This window comes from Hahella sp. HNIBRBA332 (assembly GCF_030719035.1).
Taxonomy (GTDB): Bacteria; Pseudomonadota; Gammaproteobacteria; order Pseudomonadales; family Oleiphilaceae; genus Hahella.
This window is the reverse complement of sequence record NZ_CP132203.1, coordinates 223859-242563: the sequence shown is the minus strand read 5'-3', so window position 1 is coordinate 242563 and position 18705 is coordinate 223859. Positions and strand designations below refer to the sequence as shown.

Annotated in this window: 17 protein-coding genes; 7 read left to right on the top strand and 10 right to left on the bottom strand. The window is 53.7% G+C overall.

The window, feature by feature from the left end:
* Window positions 1-29 precede the first annotated feature (29 nt).
* Complete coding sequence (gene lnt / locus O5O45_RS01235; RefSeq protein ID WP_305903495.1) at window positions 30-1520, top strand: apolipoprotein N-acyltransferase; 1491 nt, start codon at window positions 30-32, stop codon at window positions 1518-1520.
* Here the strand turns inward: lnt and O5O45_RS01230 are convergent.
* Window positions 1517-2089, bottom strand: coding sequence for a zinc ribbon-containing protein (locus O5O45_RS01230; RefSeq protein WP_305903494.1), 573 nt, complete (start codon window positions 2087-2089; stop codon window positions 1517-1519). The two genes, lnt and O5O45_RS01230, sit on opposite strands and share 4 nt — an antisense overlap.
* 250 nt (window positions 2090-2339) lie before the next feature.
* Here O5O45_RS01230 and leuS point away from each other — a divergent pair, with 250 nt between their 5' ends.
* The 5 genes from leuS to O5O45_RS01205 all read left to right on the top strand — a co-directional run bounded on the left by leuS (window position 2340) and on the right by O5O45_RS01205 (window position 7681).
* Window positions 2340-4925 (top strand): leucine--tRNA ligase, encoded by a 2586-nt coding sequence (leuS, locus tag O5O45_RS01225; RefSeq protein ID WP_305903493.1) that lies wholly within the window; start codon window positions 2340-2342, stop codon window positions 4923-4925.
* 4 nt (window positions 4926-4929) lie between these two features.
* The gene (locus tag O5O45_RS01220) at window positions 4930-5451 is read left to right on the top strand and encodes an LPS-assembly lipoprotein LptE (RefSeq protein WP_305903492.1); all 522 of its coding nucleotides are present in this window, start codon (window positions 4930-4932) and stop codon (window positions 5449-5451) included.
* A gap of 9 nt (window positions 5452-5460) precedes the next feature.
* Window positions 5461-6477: a DNA polymerase III subunit delta gene (gene holA / locus O5O45_RS01215; RefSeq protein WP_305903491.1), complete on the top strand. Its 1017-nt coding sequence runs from the start codon at window positions 5461-5463 to the stop codon at window positions 6475-6477.
* Between the two features lie 106 nt (window positions 6478-6583).
* Window positions 6584-6850 (top strand): hypothetical protein, encoded by a 267-nt coding sequence (locus tag O5O45_RS01210; protein WP_305903490.1) that lies wholly within the window; start codon window positions 6584-6586, stop codon window positions 6848-6850.
* A gap of 183 nt (window positions 6851-7033) precedes the next feature.
* Window positions 7034-7681 carry an endonuclease gene (locus O5O45_RS01205; protein WP_305903489.1) on the top strand — a complete coding sequence of 216 codons (648 nt, stop codon included), beginning with the start codon at window positions 7034-7036 and terminating at the stop codon, window positions 7679-7681.
* A 142-nt stretch (window positions 7682-7823) separates the two neighbouring features.
* Here O5O45_RS01205 and O5O45_RS01200 read toward each other — a convergent pair whose 3' ends face one another.
* The 9 genes from O5O45_RS01200 to bioB all read right to left on the bottom strand — a co-directional run bounded on the left by O5O45_RS01200 (window position 7824) and on the right by bioB (window position 17878).
* The gene (locus tag O5O45_RS01200) at window positions 7824-9614 is read right to left on the bottom strand and encodes an acyl-CoA dehydrogenase C-terminal domain-containing protein (protein ID WP_305903488.1); all 1791 of its coding nucleotides are present in this window, start codon (window positions 9612-9614) and stop codon (window positions 7824-7826) included.
* Between the two features lie 161 nt (window positions 9615-9775).
* Window positions 9776-11575, bottom strand: a complete 1800-nt coding sequence (locus O5O45_RS01195; RefSeq protein ID WP_305903487.1) for an acyl-CoA dehydrogenase C-terminal domain-containing protein — start codon at window positions 11573-11575, stop codon at window positions 9776-9778.
* Window positions 11576-11952: 377 nt separating this feature from the next.
* On the bottom strand, window positions 11953-12933 hold the full coding sequence (locus O5O45_RS01190) for a putative metalloprotease CJM1_0395 family protein (RefSeq protein WP_305903486.1): 981 nt from the start codon (window positions 12931-12933) through the stop codon (window positions 11953-11955).
* A 46-nt stretch (window positions 12934-12979) separates the two neighbouring features.
* A complete protein-coding gene (locus O5O45_RS01185; RefSeq protein ID WP_305903485.1) occupies window positions 12980-13228 on the bottom strand; it encodes a flagellar biosynthesis protein FlgE in 249 nt (82 codons plus the stop codon).
* Between the two features lie 128 nt (window positions 13229-13356).
* Window positions 13357-14043, bottom strand: coding sequence for a dethiobiotin synthase (bioD, locus tag O5O45_RS01180; protein ID WP_305903484.1), 687 nt, complete (start codon window positions 14041-14043; stop codon window positions 13357-13359).
* A gap of 3 nt (window positions 14044-14046) precedes the next feature.
* Window positions 14047-14817: a malonyl-ACP O-methyltransferase BioC gene (bioC, locus tag O5O45_RS01175; protein ID WP_305903483.1), complete on the bottom strand. Its 771-nt coding sequence runs from the start codon at window positions 14815-14817 to the stop codon at window positions 14047-14049.
* 88 nt (window positions 14818-14905) lie between these two features.
* On the bottom strand, window positions 14906-15613 hold the full coding sequence (locus O5O45_RS01170; protein ID WP_305903482.1) for an alpha/beta fold hydrolase: 708 nt from the start codon (window positions 15611-15613) through the stop codon (window positions 14906-14908).
* Window positions 15606-16796: an 8-amino-7-oxononanoate synthase gene (bioF, locus tag O5O45_RS01165; protein ID WP_305903481.1), complete on the bottom strand. Its 1191-nt coding sequence runs from the start codon at window positions 16794-16796 to the stop codon at window positions 15606-15608. The genes O5O45_RS01170 and bioF overlap by 8 nt, the downstream gene beginning before the upstream one ends.
* A gap of 5 nt (window positions 16797-16801) precedes the next feature.
* On the bottom strand, window positions 16802-17878 hold the full coding sequence (gene bioB, locus O5O45_RS01160) for a biotin synthase BioB (RefSeq protein WP_305903480.1): 1077 nt from the start codon (window positions 17876-17878) through the stop codon (window positions 16802-16804).
* Window positions 17879-17969: 91 nt separating this feature from the next.
* Here bioB and O5O45_RS01155 point away from each other — a divergent pair, with 91 nt between their 5' ends.
* On the top strand, window positions 17970-18704 hold the full coding sequence (locus O5O45_RS01155) for a ComF family protein (RefSeq protein WP_305903479.1): 735 nt from the start codon (window positions 17970-17972) through the stop codon (window positions 18702-18704).
* Window position 18705 lies beyond the last annotated feature (1 nt).

The window sequence follows — 18705 nt, the reverse complement described above, 5'->3', positions numbered from 1 at the left end:
ACTGGGTTGCTCCGGCTGCTGCAGGGGGATTGTTTACTCTTTGTTTCGCCCCCTACAACCTATGGTTCTGCGCCTTTCCCGCTGCCTTGATCCTGCTGAGCGTATTTCAGTTCGGCAAGGTCAAGCAGGCTCTGGCGCAAGGCTGGGCGTTTGGTCTCGGGCTGTTTGGCTCCGGCGCTTCCTGGGTTTACGTCAGCATCCATGAACACGGCAACGCCAGCTCAGTGCTCGCCTTTATCCTGACCGCCGCCTTTGTCGCCGGCATCGCCTTATTTCCCCTGCTACAATTTGCGATAACCGCCCGCCTGACTCGAAGGCGTCTATCGCCAGGTCTGGAAGGACTTATTTTTATCGCCATGTGGGTTTTGTTCGAATGGGTCAGGTCCTGGCTACTCACAGGCTTCCCCTGGTTGTTTCTGGGCGTCGCCTTTATCGAAACGCCACTGGCTGGCTGGGCGCCAATACTGGGCGTCTATGGCGTGGCCTTTTTGTTGTGGTTGACCTGCCACGCCTTAAACCTCAGCTATCGTAACCGTAAATCTTTGACCACCCTCGCCTACGCCGCAACGTTAATCGTCGGAGCCTGGGGTGGCGGGGCCTTATTACAGCAAATTGAATGGACGACTCCACGAGGTGAACCCATTCAGGTCAGCATGGTACAGGCGAACATTGCGCAGGAAGTTAAATGGCTTCGCGAGAATCGTGATGTGATTACAGAGACTTATCTGGCTCTCACCGAACCACTCTGGGACAGCGACCTGATTATTTGGCCAGAAACCGCACTCCCTTATTTCAGCAGCCAGGCGGGACCGCTACTTAAACAACTGGACAAGCAAGCCAAGGAAAACAGCGCCGCCTTGATGATGGGCATTCTTAGCGCGGACAGAGGCGAAAACGCCAGGATAAATGTTTACAACAGCTTTATTGCACTCGGCCAGGGCGAAGGCTCATACAACAAGCAAAAACTGGTGCCCTTTGGCGAATACGTCCCCTTGGAGTCATGGCTTCGCGGGCTCATCGACTTCTTCAATTTGCCCATGTCCAGCATGCAAAAAGGTTCACCAACACAGGCCCCGATCCGTTTCCGGGACGCAACCCTGATGCCTTTCATCTGCTATGAGGTCGTGTACCCAGACTTTGTCGCAGAGCTGGCGCAACAACCTGAGCTGTTGGTGACCGTTAGCAATGATAGCTGGTTCGGCGCATCCATCGGACCGCATCAGCATCTCCAGATCGCACAGATGAGAGCACTGGAGAATGACAAGTTCATGCTGCGCTCCACCAACAACGGCATTACCGCCATTATCGATCCACACGGCCGCCTCGCCTCCCGGGCGCCGCAGTTCCAGGCGACCACTTTGAGCGGAACGGTGGAGCTGCGTCACGGGGCCACGCCGTTCTCCCGTCTGGGATCCTGGCCAATCCTGATCATCGCAGCCCTCATACTGGCCGGCGCTTTGATGTGGGGACGGCGCGAGCAGAACGAGGCGCCCGCCGTCGCGATGGAGCAGGCAGGCTAGCCCCTGCCTTCCTCATCCCCCTCTCCCTCAAGCTCCGGCTCGTATGGCCATCGGGAAGTAAGGCGCTGAAAATAAATACCCTGACACCGGTGACAGCTGTCGATATGCGAGGTTTCCACCAAACAAACCATCTTGCCGCACTGGTCGCATTTTAGTACGCCAGGGCAAGCGACCTCTCCTGCAACATAAGTTCCCGGATCATGGTGCAGTTGATAGTCCAGCTTTTCCAAATCCACCAGGGTTTTATCTGCGATAGATAAGAGTGCGCCGCCGATGCGTTGCTCAATCAGGTCAAGGTCAAACCGCAACCACTCACGCAACCCTTTACCAGTTTCTGCAACAAAGTGGTAAAGCTCTTTCATGTCGCGTTTGACGTAGGCTTCCAGGAGGTTCCATTCCTCCTTGGTCAGTTTCGCCAGCCCCTGCTCAAACTCAACAGCCTGATCAATCTCCTGCTTAACGGCCTCCCATGTCTTCACTTCAACATCAGCGAGAGATTTCTCAACGCGCTGCAGAATATTGTTGTACGCCTGCACGACATGTTCAGGCGCTTTATCCTCCTGCTTCATACCTTAACCTCCCGGATATGCGAGATCTTGTTTTCAACCCTACTCCAACCCTATCTGTAGTCAACACTATTAGGTTAGAATAAACGGCTTTCATGGCGGAAAGTCCGCCATTAACCCATTGTGTTTACACGCCCCAGCGCCTTGCCAACGCAGAGTCCATCAGTAAGGATTATGTCACGCTTGCAAGCCGACGTTTTTGATCCGGGGCGATAAACCTTAATTAAAGCGATCAGGCGAAAAAAGACGACCGATGGAAGAACTGTACCACCCGAAAAAAGTTGAGCAGGAAGCGCAAAAGTTCTGGGAAGAAACCGATGCATTCAAAGTGGACGAGGAGCCAGGCAAAGAGAAGTTCTACTGCCTATCCATGTTCCCCTACCCCAGCGGCAAGCTCCACATGGGACATGTCCGTAACTACACCATCGGCGACGTCATCTCCCGCTACCAGCGGATGCAGGGTAAGAACGTTCTCCAGCCCATGGGCTGGGACGCATTCGGTCTGCCGGCGGAAAACGCCGCGTTGAAAAACAACGTCGCGCCGGCCAAGTGGACTTACGAAAACATCGCCTACATGAAAAACCAGTTGAAGCTGTTGGGCTTCGGTTATGACTGGAATCGCGAGTTGGCCACTTGCCGCCCTGAATATTACAAATGGGAGCAATGGTTCTTCACCCGCCTTTACGAAAAAGGGCTGGTCTACAAAAAAATGTCCACGGTCAACTGGGATCCGGTGGACGAAACAGTATTAGCCAATGAGCAGGTTATCGACGGCAGGGGCTGGCGCTCCGGGGCCGTTGTAGAGCGTCGCGAAATCCCGCAATGGTTCATTAAGATCACGGATTACGCCGAACAACTGCTCAATGATCTGGACAAGCTGGAGAATTGGCCCGAACAGGTCAAAACCATGCAGCGCAACTGGATCAACAAGTCTGAAGGGGTTGAGTTCCACTTCAAGCTGAAAGACCACGATGGCGACCTGCTGGTATACACCACACGCCCTGACACCATTATGGGCGTGACTTACGTCGCTATCGCACCACAACACCCGTTAGCGCTGGAAGCCGCCGCCAATAATCCTGAGCTGGCGAAGTTCCTGGACGAGTGCAAAAACACCAAAGTCGCGGAAGCGGACATGGCCACGATGGAAAAGCGCGGCATGGACACTGGCTTTTTCGTTATTCACCCGCTTACAAACGAACCTGCGCCCATTTGGGTCGCTAACTTTGTTTTGATGGACTACGGTTCAGGCGCAGTCATGTCAGTTCCTGGTCACGATGAACGCGACCACGAGTTTGCGCTGAAATATGGCTTGCCCATCAAGCAGGTTATTTCCGTCATCGACGCCGACGAGATGGATATTCAGGAAAAAGCCATTACTGAAAAGGGCATCCTGGTCAACTCCGGTGAGTTTACCGGCATGACCTCTCAGGAAGCTTTCGATGCGGTTGCTGCAAAGTTGACCGCCATGGGAATCGGCGAGAAAAAAATCAACTATCGTCTGCGGGATTGGGGCGTATCCCGTCAGCGTTACTGGGGCGCCCCCATCCCCATGATGACATTGGAAGATGGAACAGAAGTTCCCGTACCTCTGGAAGACCTTCCCGTAAGGCTGCCGGAAGACGTGGAAATGGATGGCGTCAAATCCCCCATTAAAGCCGATCCCAACTGGAGCAAACGCAGTTACAACGGCCAGCCCGCCACCCAGGAAACCGACACCTTCGACACCTTTATGGAGTCTTCCTGGTATTACGCGCGCTTCTGCTGCCCCAACCTGGAGTCCGCCATGTTGGATCCTGCGGCCGCCAACTACTGGCTGCCTGTAGACTACTACGTAGGCGGGATCGAGCACGCCATTCTGCACTTGCTGTACTCACGCTTCTTCCACAAATTGTTGCGTGACGAAGGTTTGGTGGACAGCGACGAACCGTTCAAGAAGTTGCTGTGTCAAGGCATGGTGATCGCGGAAACCTTCTATCGCGAAGACCCGTCCGGTAAGAAAACCTATTTTAACCCTAAGGATGTCCGCGTTGAGATCGACACGCAGAGTAATCAGGCAAAGGCTTTCCTGATCGAAGATGGCCAGCCTGTCATCATTGGACCGAAGGAAAAAATGTCCAAGTCCAAGAACAACGGTGTTGACCCGCAAGAGTTGATTGATAAGTACGGCGCCGACACTGTTCGCTTGTTCACGATGTTCGCAGCGCCGCCGGAGCAATCTCTGGAGTGGTCAGAATCCGGCGTTGAAGGACAGCATCGATTCCTGCGCCGTCTGTGGAAACTGGTCCACACTCACGTTGAGAAGAAAGGGATCGCGCCCCTGAATGTGGCTGAGTTGAACGACACCCAGCGCACACTACGCCGGAAGACTCATGAAACCATCAAGAAGATGACGGATGAGTTTAATCAGCGCATGGCGATTAACACCGGCATCGCTATGGTAATGGAGTTATTGAACGAATTAAGTCGCTTCGAAGACGACTCTCCCCAAGGCTTGGCGGTTGTGCAGGAAGCGCTGGAGACGGCGGTATTAGTACTGGCTCCGATTGTCCCCCACATCAGCCACGGATTGTGGCGCGAGCTGGGACATGAGGACATCGTCATGAACGCTCCCTGGCCGAAACTGGATGAAAAAGCGCTGGAGAAAGACAGCATCGAGCTGGTCGTTCAGGTGAACGGAAAATTGCGCGCACGTATTCAGGCGGCGGCAAGCGCCAGTAAAGATGAGCTTGAGAAACTGGCGTTCGATGATGAAAACGTTCAGCGCTTCATGGAAGACAAGACCGTTGTTAAAGTCATTGTTGTACCAGGGAAACTGGTCAACATCGTGGTGAAGTAAAGCGATGCGAACCGGTATAAGACTACTCCTGGCGGGGGCGGCCAGCCTCCTCATCAGCGGCTGCGGCTTTCACCTGCGCGGCCAGATGGAACTCCCCCCTTCCCTCCAGGCGCTCAACTTGAGCTGCCCGGAGGGCGACGCCAGAGTGCTCTGCGGACAAGTTCGCGATCGCTTGTTGCAAGCCTCCGTCCAAGTCAGCGATGGAGGGACGGACGCTCCCACCCTGGCGATAGGGGGCGTTGAAAACAGCCGCCGCGCCGTGAGTCTGGACAGCAGCGCCAATGCCGCAGAGTATGAGCTTTCCCGCAAAGTCACTTTCAGCCTGAACGACGCACAGGGCGAGCCGTTGATTCAGCCAACGTCGCTACAGCAGTTCCAGTCTTACCAATATGACAAGCTCAGCGTGCTTGGCAAAGAAAAGGAAGAGAACAGCATCCGCGACGATCTGGACAAGCTTCTCGCCACAGAAATACTCAATCGTCTGGCGGTATATAGCGAGCGAGCTTCAACACCGGCGGCGAACTGAGCCTTTCTCATGCGCATTAAACCGGAGCAGCTGCAAAGCAACCTGAACAAACATCCCCCCGCCGTTTTTGTGGTGAGCGGAGATGAACCGCTGTTGCGCCAGGAAGCCTGTGACGAGATTCGCGCCTACAGCCGTAAGCAAGGGTTTAGCGAGCGTATCGTCTTTCACACGCCCAAGAACTTTGACTGGAGCGCTCTTGATGAGCACACCCAGTCTTTCTCCCTCTTCGGCGAAAAAAAGCTGCTGGAAATTCATCTGGATAGCTTGCCAAACGATGGTGGAAAAAAGCGTCTCGCCGCCTTTAGCGAAAACCCACCCGAAGACTGCCTGATGCTGATCATCAGCGATCGCATTGAGTCCTCTACCCTTAATACAAAATGGTTCAAGTCAATTGAAACACACAGCCTTCACGTCCAGGTATGGCCGATCAGCCATGATCAATTACCCAACTGGATAAATCAGCGCCTGCACAAATTAGGATTCACTCCTACATCCGGCGCTGTAAAGGCATTATGCGACCATGTTGAGGGCAATTTACTGGCGGCCCGGCAGGAGATGGAGAAACTGCGTCTATTGTCCGACGACGCCAATCTGGACGAAGAGCAAGTCCTGCGCGGAATATCCAACAGCAACAAGTTCACCGTATTTAATCTGGTGGACGCCTGTCTGGAGCGAAACCCGAAGCAGGCGCTGAAAGTCCTGCAAACGCTGCAAGCGGAGTCCTTCGAACCCACCATAGTGCTTTGGTCATTAGCCCGTGAAGTGCGCCTGATCGCCAAACTCTACAAGCACTCGCAAACCTCCCAGGGCCTGGAGCAGGCGTTACAGAAAGAAAGGGTTTTCAAGAATCGCTGGGTCCTGTACAAACGCTTCATCCCTCGCTTTAACGCCGCCCGACTTCGAAATATTCACCAGGCCTGCCAGACCGCTGATAGATCCATAAAGGGCTTGGATAGCACGCCTGTTTGGTCTACCCTGACTTACGCTGCATTGGAGCTGGCGGGCGCAGGATTATCTGCGTCCTGACCGAATACCCATCACTGAAAAGCCACCACAGGTTGATGCAGATCAACCATTTAACGCCATTGCTGTCTATGATTAATGGAACTTAAATCATCGGGAGAGATGAAGCATGAGCACACTGCAAGACGAGATCAAAAGACTAAAAGACTCACTCAAACAGGAAAGGGACGAGTTACGGCTACAGCTGAATCTAGCCAAGGCGGAAGTCCGGGACGAGTGGGAGGATCTTGAAAAAGAGTGGGATAAGTTTGTCGGCAAACTACAGCAGGCGGGCCAGGAAGCGGGCCAAACCGGCAAGGAAGTCAGTGAAACCGCAAAAAAAATGGGCGAAGAGTTACGTAGTGGCTACAAACGAATAAAAGATCGTCTCAAGTAACCTAGTTCAGGGTTAACGCCCTCCACTCAGTCACCACCGACTTCCTATCATCAGAAGCGGCCCTGTTTACACTGTACTTTGCTGACAATTTGTAATATAGGTGTAAATGGGTCCGCTTAGCCCTGACCATGTCAGCGGCCCTGCGTATCACCGAATAAAAACAATCAGATTACGGATCCGCAAATGAGGAACACAGTCACCGTCCTACTTGGTGTTTTCATGGCGGGCTTGCTTAACGTCACCCATGCCCAAACCAAATTCAATGACCCCAAACAGACACTCAAGGAAGAATTCTGGGGCAAACTGTACGCAGATGGCGGCAAGACTTTCTTTTGTAAAAAAGAATTTACCAAAAAAAGCATCCTGGTCACCGAAAGCTACATCTACTCGACACTTTGGATCAGAGACAACCTGGAGTGCGGCACACCTCGACAATGCAGAGAGAACAACGAGGAATATCGCCGTATGGCCTCTGATCTGCATAACATCTATCCAGAAGACGCACGCTTTGAACTGGAGCGCCGCGCAGCCAAATTCGAAGAGTTAGGCAATGAAGTCAAAGCCAATGAGTGCGGCATTCGTCAGGTATTCGGCATTATTGACCCTCCTGACGATATAAAAGGCGACATCGCCCGAAGCCTTCTTTATATGCACACCACCTACAATCTGCCTTTATACGGCAATCTGGACCAACTGAAACGCTGGTCCCGCGCCGACCCTCCCACTCCCGAGGAGATAGCACGAGATATGCAGATTCGCGAACTGCAAGGCAACAGCAACCCCTTTATCACACATCCCGAGTCCGCCGACCAAGTCATGCTGAACCGCTGACTTTTCTCTACAGCAGAACGCATGTTTGAAATCAGACGACCACAAAAAAGCCCGCATTGCGGGCTTTTTCTTTTAAGGTTGACCCATCCTGAATAGAGTTGACGCCTATTTCAGGACTAGACAGGTTATTCCTCAGAGCGGCTTAGAACTGCTCTACATCCAGCGCCATCATATCGCCGCTACCGGACTTGATGGACTCCGCCAGAGAAACTGTACGCGGCAGGAGTCGACGGAAGTAAAAGCGAGCGGTTTTCAGCTTGGCGTCATAGAAACCAGAGCTATCGCCAGCTTGCTTCTCAATCGCCACTTTCGCCATCATTGCCCAAACGTGAGCAAATGCAACATATCCGAAAAGGTCCAGGTATTCGACACTGGCTGCGCCTACAGCGTTAGGATCGTGCTCAACCGTCTCCAGCACATACTCCGTCACATCTGATAAGCGCTCAAAGACAGCCGCCAGCGGCTCTACGAACTCCTGCAGTTCGCTGTGATCGCGATTGGCTTCAATAAAGTCGGCCACTTCGCCAGCATATAACTCAACGAATTTACCGCCGTTCATGGCCACTTTACGCCCCATAAGGTCAAGCGCCTGAATACCGTTAGTGCCTTCGTATATCTGCGCAATGCGCACATCGCGCACCAACTGCTCCTGCCCCCATTCGCGAATATAGCCATGGCCGCCAAACACCTGCTGACCAAGCACGGTGCTATCCAGGCCGCGATCCGTCAAAAACGCCTTGGCGACCGGCGTCAACAGAGCAACCATCGCTTCAGCGTGCTGCTTCGCAGCGGCGTCGTCAGAGTATTTGGAGATATCCAGATACTTCGCCACATAGGTGGAGAACGCCCGGCTGCCTTCAATCAGAGCGCGCATGGTCATTAACATCCGACGCACATCTGGATGCACAATAATAGGATCAGCGGCTTTGTCCTTGGCGACCACGCCTGTGGCGGAGCGCCCCTGAATACGGTCTTTCGCATACTCAACCGCATTTTGATATGAACGTTCAGCCGCCGCCAAACCTTGCACGCCAACACCAAGGCGCTCGTAGTTCATCATGGTGAACATACAAGCCAAACCTTTATTCGGCTCGCCGACCAACCAACCCTGCGCGCCGTCAAAGTTCATGACGCAGGTAGCCGAAGCCTTGATACCCATCTTGTGCTCGATTGAGCCGCAAGACACCGCATTACGCTCGCCCACGCCACCGTCTTCCGTCACCTTGAACTTAGGCACCAGGAACAGAGAAATGCCTCTTGAACCTGCTGGAGCATCAGGCAATTTCGCCAAAACCAAGTGAATGATGTTTTCACTCAGATCATGCTCGCCGCCAGTAATGAAAATCTTGGTGCCGGAGATGGCGTAAGAGCCGTCGCCATTGGGTTCAGCCTTGGTTCTGATAATGCCAAGGTCCGTGCCGGAGTGCGGCTCGGTCAAACACATAGAGCCGGCCCATACGCCGGAATACAAGTTAGGCAGATAAGTTTGCTTGAGCTCTTCGCTTGCGTGAGCATCAATCGCCAAACAAGCGCCCGCCGTCAGCATAGGATACAGGCCAAAAGAAATATTTGCGGACTGCACCATCTCTTCAACTTGGGCGCCCAGCATCTTCGGCATACCCATACCACCGAAGTCAGGGTTACCGCCCAACCCACACCAACCGCCTTCAATAAACGTGCGGTAAGCCTCCTGGAAGCCTTTTGGCGTGGTAACTACTCCCTCATTCCATTGGCAACCTTCTTCATCTCCGCTCCGATTGAGAGGCGCCAGCAAAGAAGACGCTATTTTAGCGGCCTCCTCCAATATGGCGTCCGCAGTATCCGGGTCAACAGTGTCGCGCGCGCCCGGCAAACTGAGCCAAAGTTTATCGGCTTCAAACACTTCTTTGAGTAGAAACTGCATGTCACGAAGCGGCGCAGAATAATCAGCCATGGTTACTCCCTCGAGCTAAATCGCTTTGTCTGAATGAATGTCTTTCTGTTTGTGCTTATTGTCGCGCTATTATCTGGCTATTACGAATCCGGCTACATACCGGTTCGCACCAGTATGTAAAAAAGCCCGCAACAGCGGGCTTATTTTGTCCCTATACGGAATCAGAACGCAAAGTTTTCCACTTCCATATCCATCATGCAGGCAGCGCCGTTGAGTGCGGACTGTGCGTGAGACAGAGTGCGAGGCAGGATGCGCTTGAAGTAGAAACGCGCAGTTTGCAGTTTCGCCGTGTAGAAACCAGTTTCCGTGGTTCCTTCCGCCAGCTTCTGTTGCGCCACCAGCGCCATGCGCGCCCAGAAATACGCCAGCACGGCATAGCCGGAGTACATCAAGTAGTCAACAGAGGCGCCACCCACTTCATCGCGGTTCTTCATCGCCGCCATACCAATCTTCATGGTGAGATCGCCCCACTCTTTGTTCAGCTTGGCCAACGGCTCAACAAACTCGTTCATATCCGCGTTTTCCCCCTGCTCTTTGCAGAACACGTGAACCAGCTTGGTGAAGCGCTTCAGAGATTCACCCTGAGTCATCAGAATTTTGCGGCCCAGCAGGTCAAGCGCCTGAATGCCAGTGGTGCCCTCGTACATCAATGCGATACGCGTGTCGCGCACGATCTGCTCCATTCCCCACTCGGAGATAAAGCCGTGACCGCCATAAACCTGCATACCCAGGTTAGCGGATTCATAACCGATTTCGGTCAGGAACGCTTTGGCGATAGGAGTCAGGAAGCCCATCATTTCGTCCGCTTCATTGCGCACTTCTTCAGTCGCGCCATGGTGAACAAAGTCGCCTTGCACTGCAGTGTAATAAATCAGAGCGCGCGAGCCTTCAGTAAACGCCTTTTGCGTCAACAGCATACGACGTACGTCAGGATGTACGATGATAGGGTCGGCAGGACCGTTCGGATTCTTCACGCCAGACAAGGAACGCATCGCCAAACGGTCTTTTGCGTAGGTCAAAGCGCCCTGGAAGGACAGTTCAGACGCGCTCAAGCCTTGGATAGCGGTTCCCAGACGAGCAAAGTTCATGAACGTGAACATGCACGCCAAACCTTTGTTCTCTGGCCCGATCAGATAACCTTTGGCTCCATCGAAGTTCATGACGCACGTAGAGTTGCCATGAATTCCCATTTTATGTTCGATAGAACCGCAAGTAACACTGTTACGCTCACCCAGGCTGCCGTCTTCATTAACCAGGAACTTAGGAACGATGAACAGGGAAATGCCCTTGGTGCCTTGCGGTGCGTCTGGCAAACGCGCCAAACAGATGTGAACGATATTTTCCGCCATATCATGTTCGCCAGCGGAAATAAAAATCTTGGTTCCAGTGATGCTATAGCTGCCATCAGCATTCGGCTCAGCTTTTGAGCGCAGGATACCCAGGTCAGATCCACAATGCGGCTCGGTCAGACACATGGTGCCAGTCCATTCGCCGCTGACCAGTTTAGGCAGATACACCGCTTTCTGCTCTTCGGAGCCGTGCAGGATGACAGTGTTAACAGCGCCATGGCTCAAACCGGGATACATACCCCAAGCCCAGTTGGATGAGCCTACCATTTCACTCATAACCAGACCGAGAGACTCTGGCAGGCCTTGACCGCCGAAATCTTCCGGCGCAGTCATTGAAGGCCAGCCGCCTTCTACGTATTGCTGGTAGGCTTCCTTGAAACCGGTAGGTGTGGTTACGCCGTCTTCGCTCCAGGTGCACCCTTCCTCGTCACCCACCCGATTAAGGGGGGACAGCACCTGCTCACAGAACTTGGCTCCTTCCTGGATGATTGCGTCCACCATGTCTGGGGTCGTCATTTCCGCACTCGGTAATTCCCTGTAATGAGACTGCACATTCAGCAGTTCATCCATCACAAACCTGATATCGCGTAAAGGAGCTTTATAATCCGGCATAACGTTTACCTCAATCTCTACTCGGCGCAGCAACACGAGGCCGCTACCTTTTTATTCCATGTTCTGGATTTTTTTCACAGTGAGCCATAATACTCACCGATATATCAAACAAGTGTTTGAAACATACGTTTGCTTACGGTGATTGTCAAGATCGATTAGAGTTAAAGTTCCAATTTTTAATAGCCGTTCATTAACGGGTACGCAACAATACTTACCATCATTTTTTAAGCCCTTTAAAAACAAATAGTTACACAAAGAAAGAAACGACAAGAAACACAGCGCCGGAAATGATCAACGGGTAAAATTTTGTAAGTGATGGCCTTTGCCTAAGCGGCGCAAACACATGCTCGACAAGGTTAAGAATCAGTAAAGAAGGTCTAGATCACTTCGTCCAATTGAATACTGGGCTGCAGTCCCTGCTCGAAAGCTTGCCCAATGCGGATCAAATCAAGATAGGTGCGAATGGCTTCGCTTTCACGCTCACTGGAAGAACCGCGACTCTCCTCCTCTTGCTGCCGCTGTTCACGTTCCTGTTGTTGCTCAGCCCGCAACTCCGCGCGCCCATCCGCCTGTTGCTGCACAAGCTCGGAACGCGCCTGCAATATGGCCTGAGTCGCACGCGCAGCAACGGAGCGGTCCTGAGAAGAGGGCTCCGCCGGCGCTAACGCCGCTCTTCGGACCTGTTCCATCTTCCTTATCGTCGCCTCGGGATTACCGGGCACTGACGATACGTCAATCGGCACCTCGCCGCCAACGGCATATGAACGCCCATCAGGTCCACGAGAATAGGCGTATTGTGGAGCCCCTGCGTAGAGGCCGCCAACAGCCACGTGCGCCTGCTCATGCTGCCGCACTTCAAGATCCCGTTGCGACAACTGGGAGATTGTAGCTAACTCACTTTCGCTAAGTCCGCCAGCAGACTCATCAGGAGCCGACGACCTGGATCGCTCCGACTGGCTTGGCGCAGCAGGCGCTCCTTCTGCACCCTCTCCTGCCTGGATAGCTCTAGTCGCCCCTTCAATTACACCTTCAACCGCTTCACCACCATCGCCATTTGGCGTTACAGGCACCGCCTCCACGACAGGAGTGTCTTGACCAGTAACCGACACCCCATCCGCCCCTGTTGTTGTAGGCTGAGCCACCTGCGGCGTAACACTTGAGGTCTGCGCGAAGCGATTATAGATAACTGTAGGGAAAGAATTGGAGGGAGAAGAGGACGCGCCAGGCTCCAATGGCTGCACCGGCGGCAGAGTGGACTCCAGATCGGAAATGGCGACAGCAGAACTGCTCACCTTCGTGGGAGGCGAGTATGGGGTAACAGAACTGATGGCGGGTTGTCCCGCTCCGGCTATCTGCACCTTATGCTCCCGTTCACCTCGCTAGGCACTGCGCGACCGCAGCTACTTAGGCTTTGATATCCAGTAGCGTTCCCAGGGTTTCGTCGGCGGTTTTAATGACTTTCGCCGAAGCTTTAACGCCATTTTCGTACAGCTTAAGGTCCACAATGGACTCTACGACATCGTTAACTGTGCGCAGCTCGCTGGGCTCCTCGACGGGTTGTTCCACTTTGGCGATTTCATTCGCCGCTTTTTCCATCCCCTGGAGATTTTGCTTTACACCTTGCACACCGCTTTGCAAAACGCTTGAAATCATCGCATTACCACTCGACGATCAGACTGACTCAACTTTGATTGTACCCATCAATCCGTTCAATTTTCAACCAGCTGTAAAGTTTCTTCACAAAGCTGCCATCAAGCCATGACAGCAAGTATGCCAATTCATCAATCAAACAATGGCGCCAACCGCAGGGAAGCCTGAACATTGGGACTGTCCGGCGTCTCCGCCCTCGGAACGACGCCCAGGCAGGGCGCTGAAATTCTAGCGCTCAATGTTTCAAGATTATCCGCCAGCTGAGGCATGGCCTCTTCTGACACCTGATTCGCCACCCATCCCGCCAACTTCAAGCGTCCGCCACGCAGCGCTTCCGCGGTCAGCAAAGCGTGATTGATGCACCCTAAACGCATACCCACCACGAGAATAACAGGAATATCCAACATCGCGGCGAGGTCACTTAAATATTCACGCGGATTCAACGGCGTCAACCAACCGCCCGCACCTTCAACCAAAGAGAAGTCGTGAGGCGTCATCAACGCGCCGCGACACAGCCCTGCCAATCGAGGTGCGGACAATGTGCGTCCTGCCTGCCGCGCCGCTATATGAGGAGCTATCGCAGGCTCCAGGGCAATGGGATTTACTTGCGCATACGGAAGCTTCACCGTAGCGTACCGCAGCAACGCCAATGCATCTTCATTCCGCAGTCCATCAGGGGTCTGCTCGCAACCGGATGCAACCGGCTTCAAACCCAGCGTACGCTTACCCTGGGCCCCGGCCGCATGCAGTAACGCAGCGGATACAAAGGTCTTTCCAACCTCTGTATCCGTCCCTGTTACAAAAAAAGTCTTCGCCATGAATTAGATCCTGCTATATACGCAGACCCCAACATGATAGGTGGCGGGCACCCCTTGTTCCTGTCTGCATTTTTCATAGTTTTCAAGCACCTGTCGCAGCCGTCGCTTGCCAGTCAGGCCTTGCGGGCGCTCCGATTGAATATTGTGGGCGCCAATACCTTTAAGCTCTTTCATAACACCGAGTGCGGAGTCATGAAAACGCACATGCAGGGACTCTCTACATTCTCCCTGTAAGCCACAGGAAACCGCCGCCTCAGCAACCTGTTCCACGCTCAGAAAACGATTGACGTGCCGATCTCCGTCCACTCCAGTCCATGCCTGCTCCAGCTCAAACAAGGTCTGCGTCAGCAATGTTGAGCAAATCAGTCGACCCCCAGGCCGCAACACCCTGCTCACCTCGGCAAACCAGACACTAGGGTCATCCAACCACTGCATCGCCATATTGCTGAACACAAGGTCCTGACTAGCGTCCGCCACAGGCAGCGACTCCATATCAGCGACAGCCCAGAGCGCCGCCACGCCATCGTGATGCGCGCGGGCGTACTCAATCATCCCTGGGGATAAGTCATAGGCGCACAATCTTGCTTCCGGAAAGCTGTTTTTCAGGCGGTGAGTTAGCCATCCCGTACCACACCCCACATCGATAATATCCTGCGGAGAACTTTCTCGACTGAGCGACACCAGGCTTTCGCCCACCTCTTTCTGCATGCCGGCCAGATGGTCATAGGTCGCAGCCGCGGCGCTAAACGACTCAGCCACTTTGGATTTATCCATGACGCCACGCTCCAAATCTGCAAGAGAGGAAGTCGACACTATGGATTTAAACGTTACTGCATGATTCATCGAGTTGGTCCACGCTTTTTCATCCTGACTGCAGACATTCCGCAATGAAGCGGCTTGCCTCTGCATCAGGGAAATGGCTCATGCCACCGATTATTTTCACTCGGTGGGCGGGGTAGTTTTGCTGAAGACTTTGCGCCAGAGCGACCGGCGCAATCGCATCCGCCTCCCCTAGAAAGTGGGAGACCGGAACATCAAGACGCGCCAGTTCATCACGCAAGTCCCAGCTCCGCAACCACTCCAAAGAAGCGCTTAACTGCCGATCTGACCAGGACTCAATATCAGAGGCGAAGCCTAAAGTCTGTCGAGCTTGCGCCCGCGCCGCCGCTGCTCCCTGGGTCTGCAACAGATTAAAGCGCCTCAGTAATCGCCCACGATCCACCCTCAAGTCTTCGGCGAAGCTGTCGAGTAATTCCAGGCCGACCCCTGGCCAATGACTGTCTCCGGGGAAAAATGGATTACAAGCCACCAACGCCAAACCCGCCACCTTCAGGTTCTCCGCAGCCAATCTGCGAATCGCCAAAGAACCGCCTAACGACCAGCCCACGATCAGGGTTCGTTCATTCCACTGGGCGGATAGCTGGGGAGCAAGCGCGGCATAGGAATCACACAACGTCCAGGTCGTAACCGCTGAAGCGTCGCTAAATGCCTGCGTCAGTGGCTCAAGCGCCGACTGCGGCTGCGCCCAGCCGCCAATCAGATGAACTGAATCAAAGCGTCTGTCAGACATTCACTGCTCCAGCGATATTCGCGGCGCCACGATACTTATAGAGGACTTCCAATAGTTGGTTCAGATCGTCATCCGTATGAGCGGCGCTGAACGTCACGCGCAGTCGCGAGGTATTTGCTGGAACCGTTGGAGGGCGAATTGCCGTTATCAAAATACCTTCTTTGCGTAACGCCTGGCTCAGCTCCATCGCTGTAGCCGCATCGCCAATGAAAATGGGTTGTATCGGAGTGGAAGAGGCCGCCAGCTGATAACCCATTCCCGCTGCTTCTTTACGGAAGCGCGCCACCAATTCATTCAATCGCTCGCGACGCCATGATTCTTCCCGACTGATACACAAGCTGACACGCGCCGCAGCAGCGATCGCCGGGGGCATGGAAGTGGTGTAAATATAGGTTCTGGCGAATTGCACCAATGTTTCAATCAGTTCTTCCGAGCCAGTGACAAAGGCCCCGGCAGCGCCATAGGACTTGCCGAGAGTTCCCATCAGTATTGGTACATCGCTCTGGTTCAACCCAAAATGCTCAGCACAGCCTCCGCCGTTGGCGCCCAGAACGCCAAAGCCGTGAGCGTCATCCACCATCAGCATGGCGTCTTTGCTATGGCATATCTGGGCTATATCGTCTAACGGAGCAATATCGCCGTCCATGCTGAATACGCCGTCCGTGATCACCAAGGCCCGACTGTCGCGCGCCTCATCCAACCGCGACGCCAGATGCTCAGAGTCCGTATGGCGATAGCGCAACAGCTTTGCGCCGGATAAAATCCCCGCATCCAATAGCGATGCATGGTTGAGTTTGTCCTCAATGACGTAGTCGCCCCTGCCCAACAGTGCAGACGCCACGCCAAGGTTAGCCATATAACCGGTTGAAAACAGCAAGGCGCGGTCGCGCCCAGTGAATTCGGCCAGATCCAGCTCCAGCTCATGATGAGCGCGATGATGACCTATAACGAGATGGGATGCGCCGCCGCCAAGGCCAAACTCCTTCAGAGCCTGCTGTGCGGCGGCGATGACGCGTGGATCGTTGGCCAGCCCTAAATAATCATTGCTGCAGAAGGCGAGGTACTCTCGCCCCTCAATCATGACCCGAGGCGCTTGCGGGCTGTCTATTGTCAAGCGGCTGCGATAAAGGTCCTGCTGTATTCGCGCCGCCAGCGTCTGCGCAAGATGCCCCCATTTAGACATGACGTTTAAGCAGTTTTTGTCGCGTCGTAAAACATGCTTTCCATGCGTTGTTGCTGATCGTGCGCCTGAATAACGTCATGCAGATATGCTTCCTGCTGATCCTCCGAATGCGCTTGTTCGCGCTGTTCCGGACGAATGCCCAGTTTCTTGAACAGCATCATATCCTTATCCGCTTCAGGGTTGGGCGTGGTCAGCAGTTTCTCGCCATAGAAAATGGAATTGGCGCCCGCCAGGAAACACATTGCCTGCATCTGCTCATTCATATCTTCACGCCCTGCGGACAAACGCACGTGAGACTTGGGCATAAGGATTCGCGCAACGGCGATGGTGCGAATGAAATCAAACGGATCTATATCTTCCTGCACTTCCAGAGGCGTGCCTTTCACTTTGACCAGCATATTGATCGGCACACTCTCAGGATGGCTGGGCAAATTCGCCAGCTGGGTGAACAAAGCAGCGCGGTCGCGGGCGCTTTCCCCCATGCCCATGATGCCGCCGCAACAGACTTTCATACCGGCGTCTCTAACGTTTTGCAGCGTTTCCAGACGGTCGGAGTATGTCCGTGTGGTGATAATCTCACCGTAGTAATTCTCAGAAGTATCCAGGTTATGGTTGTAGTAATCCAAGCCTGCTCCAGCAAGCTCAAGCGCCTGGTCCGCCGTCAGCATGCCCAGGGTCATGCAGGTTTCCATTCCCAGAGATTTAACCTGTTTGACCATCTCAAGGACGTAAGGCATATCTTTGGCGCGGGGGTTTCTCCAAGCCGCCCCCATACAAAAACGGCTGGAGCCCTTCTCTTTGGCTGCCTTGGCCTCGTTCACCACCTTTTCCACTTCCAGCAGCTTCTCTTTGTCAAGGCCAGTATTGTAGTGGCCGCTCTGAGGGCAGTATTTACAGTCTTCAGGGCAGGCGCCGGTCTTGATGGAAAGCAGAGTGCTGACCTGCACTTCATTCGGATCGAAATTCTGCCTGTGCATGACTTGCGCCTGGAACAATAAGTCATTGAAAGGCAGGGCGAAGAGAGCCTCAACTTCTTCCAGAGACCAGTCATGGCGGATAGGTGATTGCGTAGTTGCTGTCATATCAAACTCTTGCTGTTATACAAAACTAGCCGGGGCCTGAGATATAATCCGCCTCGACACAGGAAAGTGGACCCAAAAACGAGAGAAATTCATGGAAGACATAATAAGCCGGGCCAAAAAGCTGTCAACCTTTCTCAGAGAAAAGGTTAACAGCTTACAACTAAAGCATTGCCTGCTTTGCCTCGAATCGGGGTGTGGCACTCATATTTGCACCGCCTGCGCTGCAGACCTGGCGGCCCCCAAACACCCCTGCCCCCGTTGCGGCATCAGTCGGATAGCTCCTGACGCCATCCCTTGTGGACGCTGTCTGCGTCAACCTCCACACTTTGACGCCAGCACCAGCGCTTTTGACTACACCTTCCCATTGAATCAAGTCATTGGACAGTTGAAGTATGGAGATAAACGATATTGGGCCAGGGCGCTCGCGCAGGCAGCTCTCCCTGCGTTTCAACAGGCCTACGCGCATATTTCACCCCCCGTGCTAATACCAGTTCCAATGCATAACAGCAAGCAACGTAAACGTGGGTTCAACCAGGCGGAGCTGCTGGCGCGAAGTCTGGCCCGCTATGCCAATACAAAGTTCAGCAGCAAACTGTGCCGGCGGATAAAGGCGTCTCCGCCTCAAACCGGACTAAATCGAAAAAACAGACGCAGCAATGTGAAGAATAGCTTTGCGGCGTCATCCGACCTCCCTCAGCAGCCGTTGATTATTATTGACGATGTCGTCACTACAGGCAGCACGGCGGATGAGCTGGCGCGCACGCTGAAAATGGCGGGAGCGCTTGAGGTTTATGTTTTCAGTATTGCAAGACGCTCAATGGACTGAA

Excerpts from the sequence above, each read along its gene's own strand:
- O5O45_RS01230 (WP_305903494.1), bottom strand. The coding sequence starts at position 2,089 with ATGAAGCAGGAGGATAAAGCGCCTGAACATGTCGTGCAGGCGTACAAC.
- leuS (WP_305903493.1), top strand. The coding sequence starts at position 2,340 with ATGGAAGAACTGTACCACCCGAAAAAAGTTGAGCAGGAAGCGCAAAAG.
- O5O45_RS01220 (WP_305903492.1), top strand. The coding sequence starts at position 4,930 with ATGCGAACCGGTATAAGACTACTCCTGGCGGGGGCGGCCAGCCTCCTC.
- holA (WP_305903491.1), top strand. The coding sequence starts at position 5,461 with ATGCGCATTAAACCGGAGCAGCTGCAAAGCAACCTGAACAAACATCCC.
- O5O45_RS01210 (WP_305903490.1), top strand. The coding sequence starts at position 6,584 with ATGAGCACACTGCAAGACGAGATCAAAAGACTAAAAGACTCACTCAAA.
- O5O45_RS01205 (WP_305903489.1), top strand. The coding sequence starts at position 7,034 with ATGAGGAACACAGTCACCGTCCTACTTGGTGTTTTCATGGCGGGCTTG.
- O5O45_RS01200 (WP_305903488.1), bottom strand. The coding sequence starts at position 9,614 with ATGGCTGATTATTCTGCGCCGCTTCGTGACATGCAGTTTCTACTCAAA.
- O5O45_RS01195 (WP_305903487.1), bottom strand. The coding sequence starts at position 11,575 with ATGCCGGATTATAAAGCTCCTTTACGCGATATCAGGTTTGTGATGGAT.
- O5O45_RS01185 (WP_305903485.1), bottom strand. The coding sequence starts at position 13,228 with ATGATTTCAAGCGTTTTGCAAAGCGGTGTGCAAGGTGTAAAGCAAAAT.
- bioD (WP_305903484.1), bottom strand. The coding sequence starts at position 14,043 with ATGGCGAAGACTTTTTTTGTAACAGGGACGGATACAGAGGTTGGAAAG.
- bioC (WP_305903483.1), bottom strand. The coding sequence starts at position 14,817 with ATGGATAAATCCAAAGTGGCTGAGTCGTTTAGCGCCGCGGCTGCGACC.
- O5O45_RS01170 (WP_305903482.1), bottom strand. The coding sequence starts at position 15,613 with ATGTCTGACAGACGCTTTGATTCAGTTCATCTGATTGGCGGCTGGGCG.
- bioF (WP_305903481.1), bottom strand. The coding sequence starts at position 16,796 with ATGTCTAAATGGGGGCATCTTGCGCAGACGCTGGCGGCGCGAATACAG.
- bioB (WP_305903480.1), bottom strand. The coding sequence starts at position 17,878 with ATGACAGCAACTACGCAATCACCTATCCGCCATGACTGGTCTCTGGAA.
- O5O45_RS01155 (WP_305903479.1), top strand. The coding sequence starts at position 17,970 with ATGGAAGACATAATAAGCCGGGCCAAAAAGCTGTCAACCTTTCTCAGA.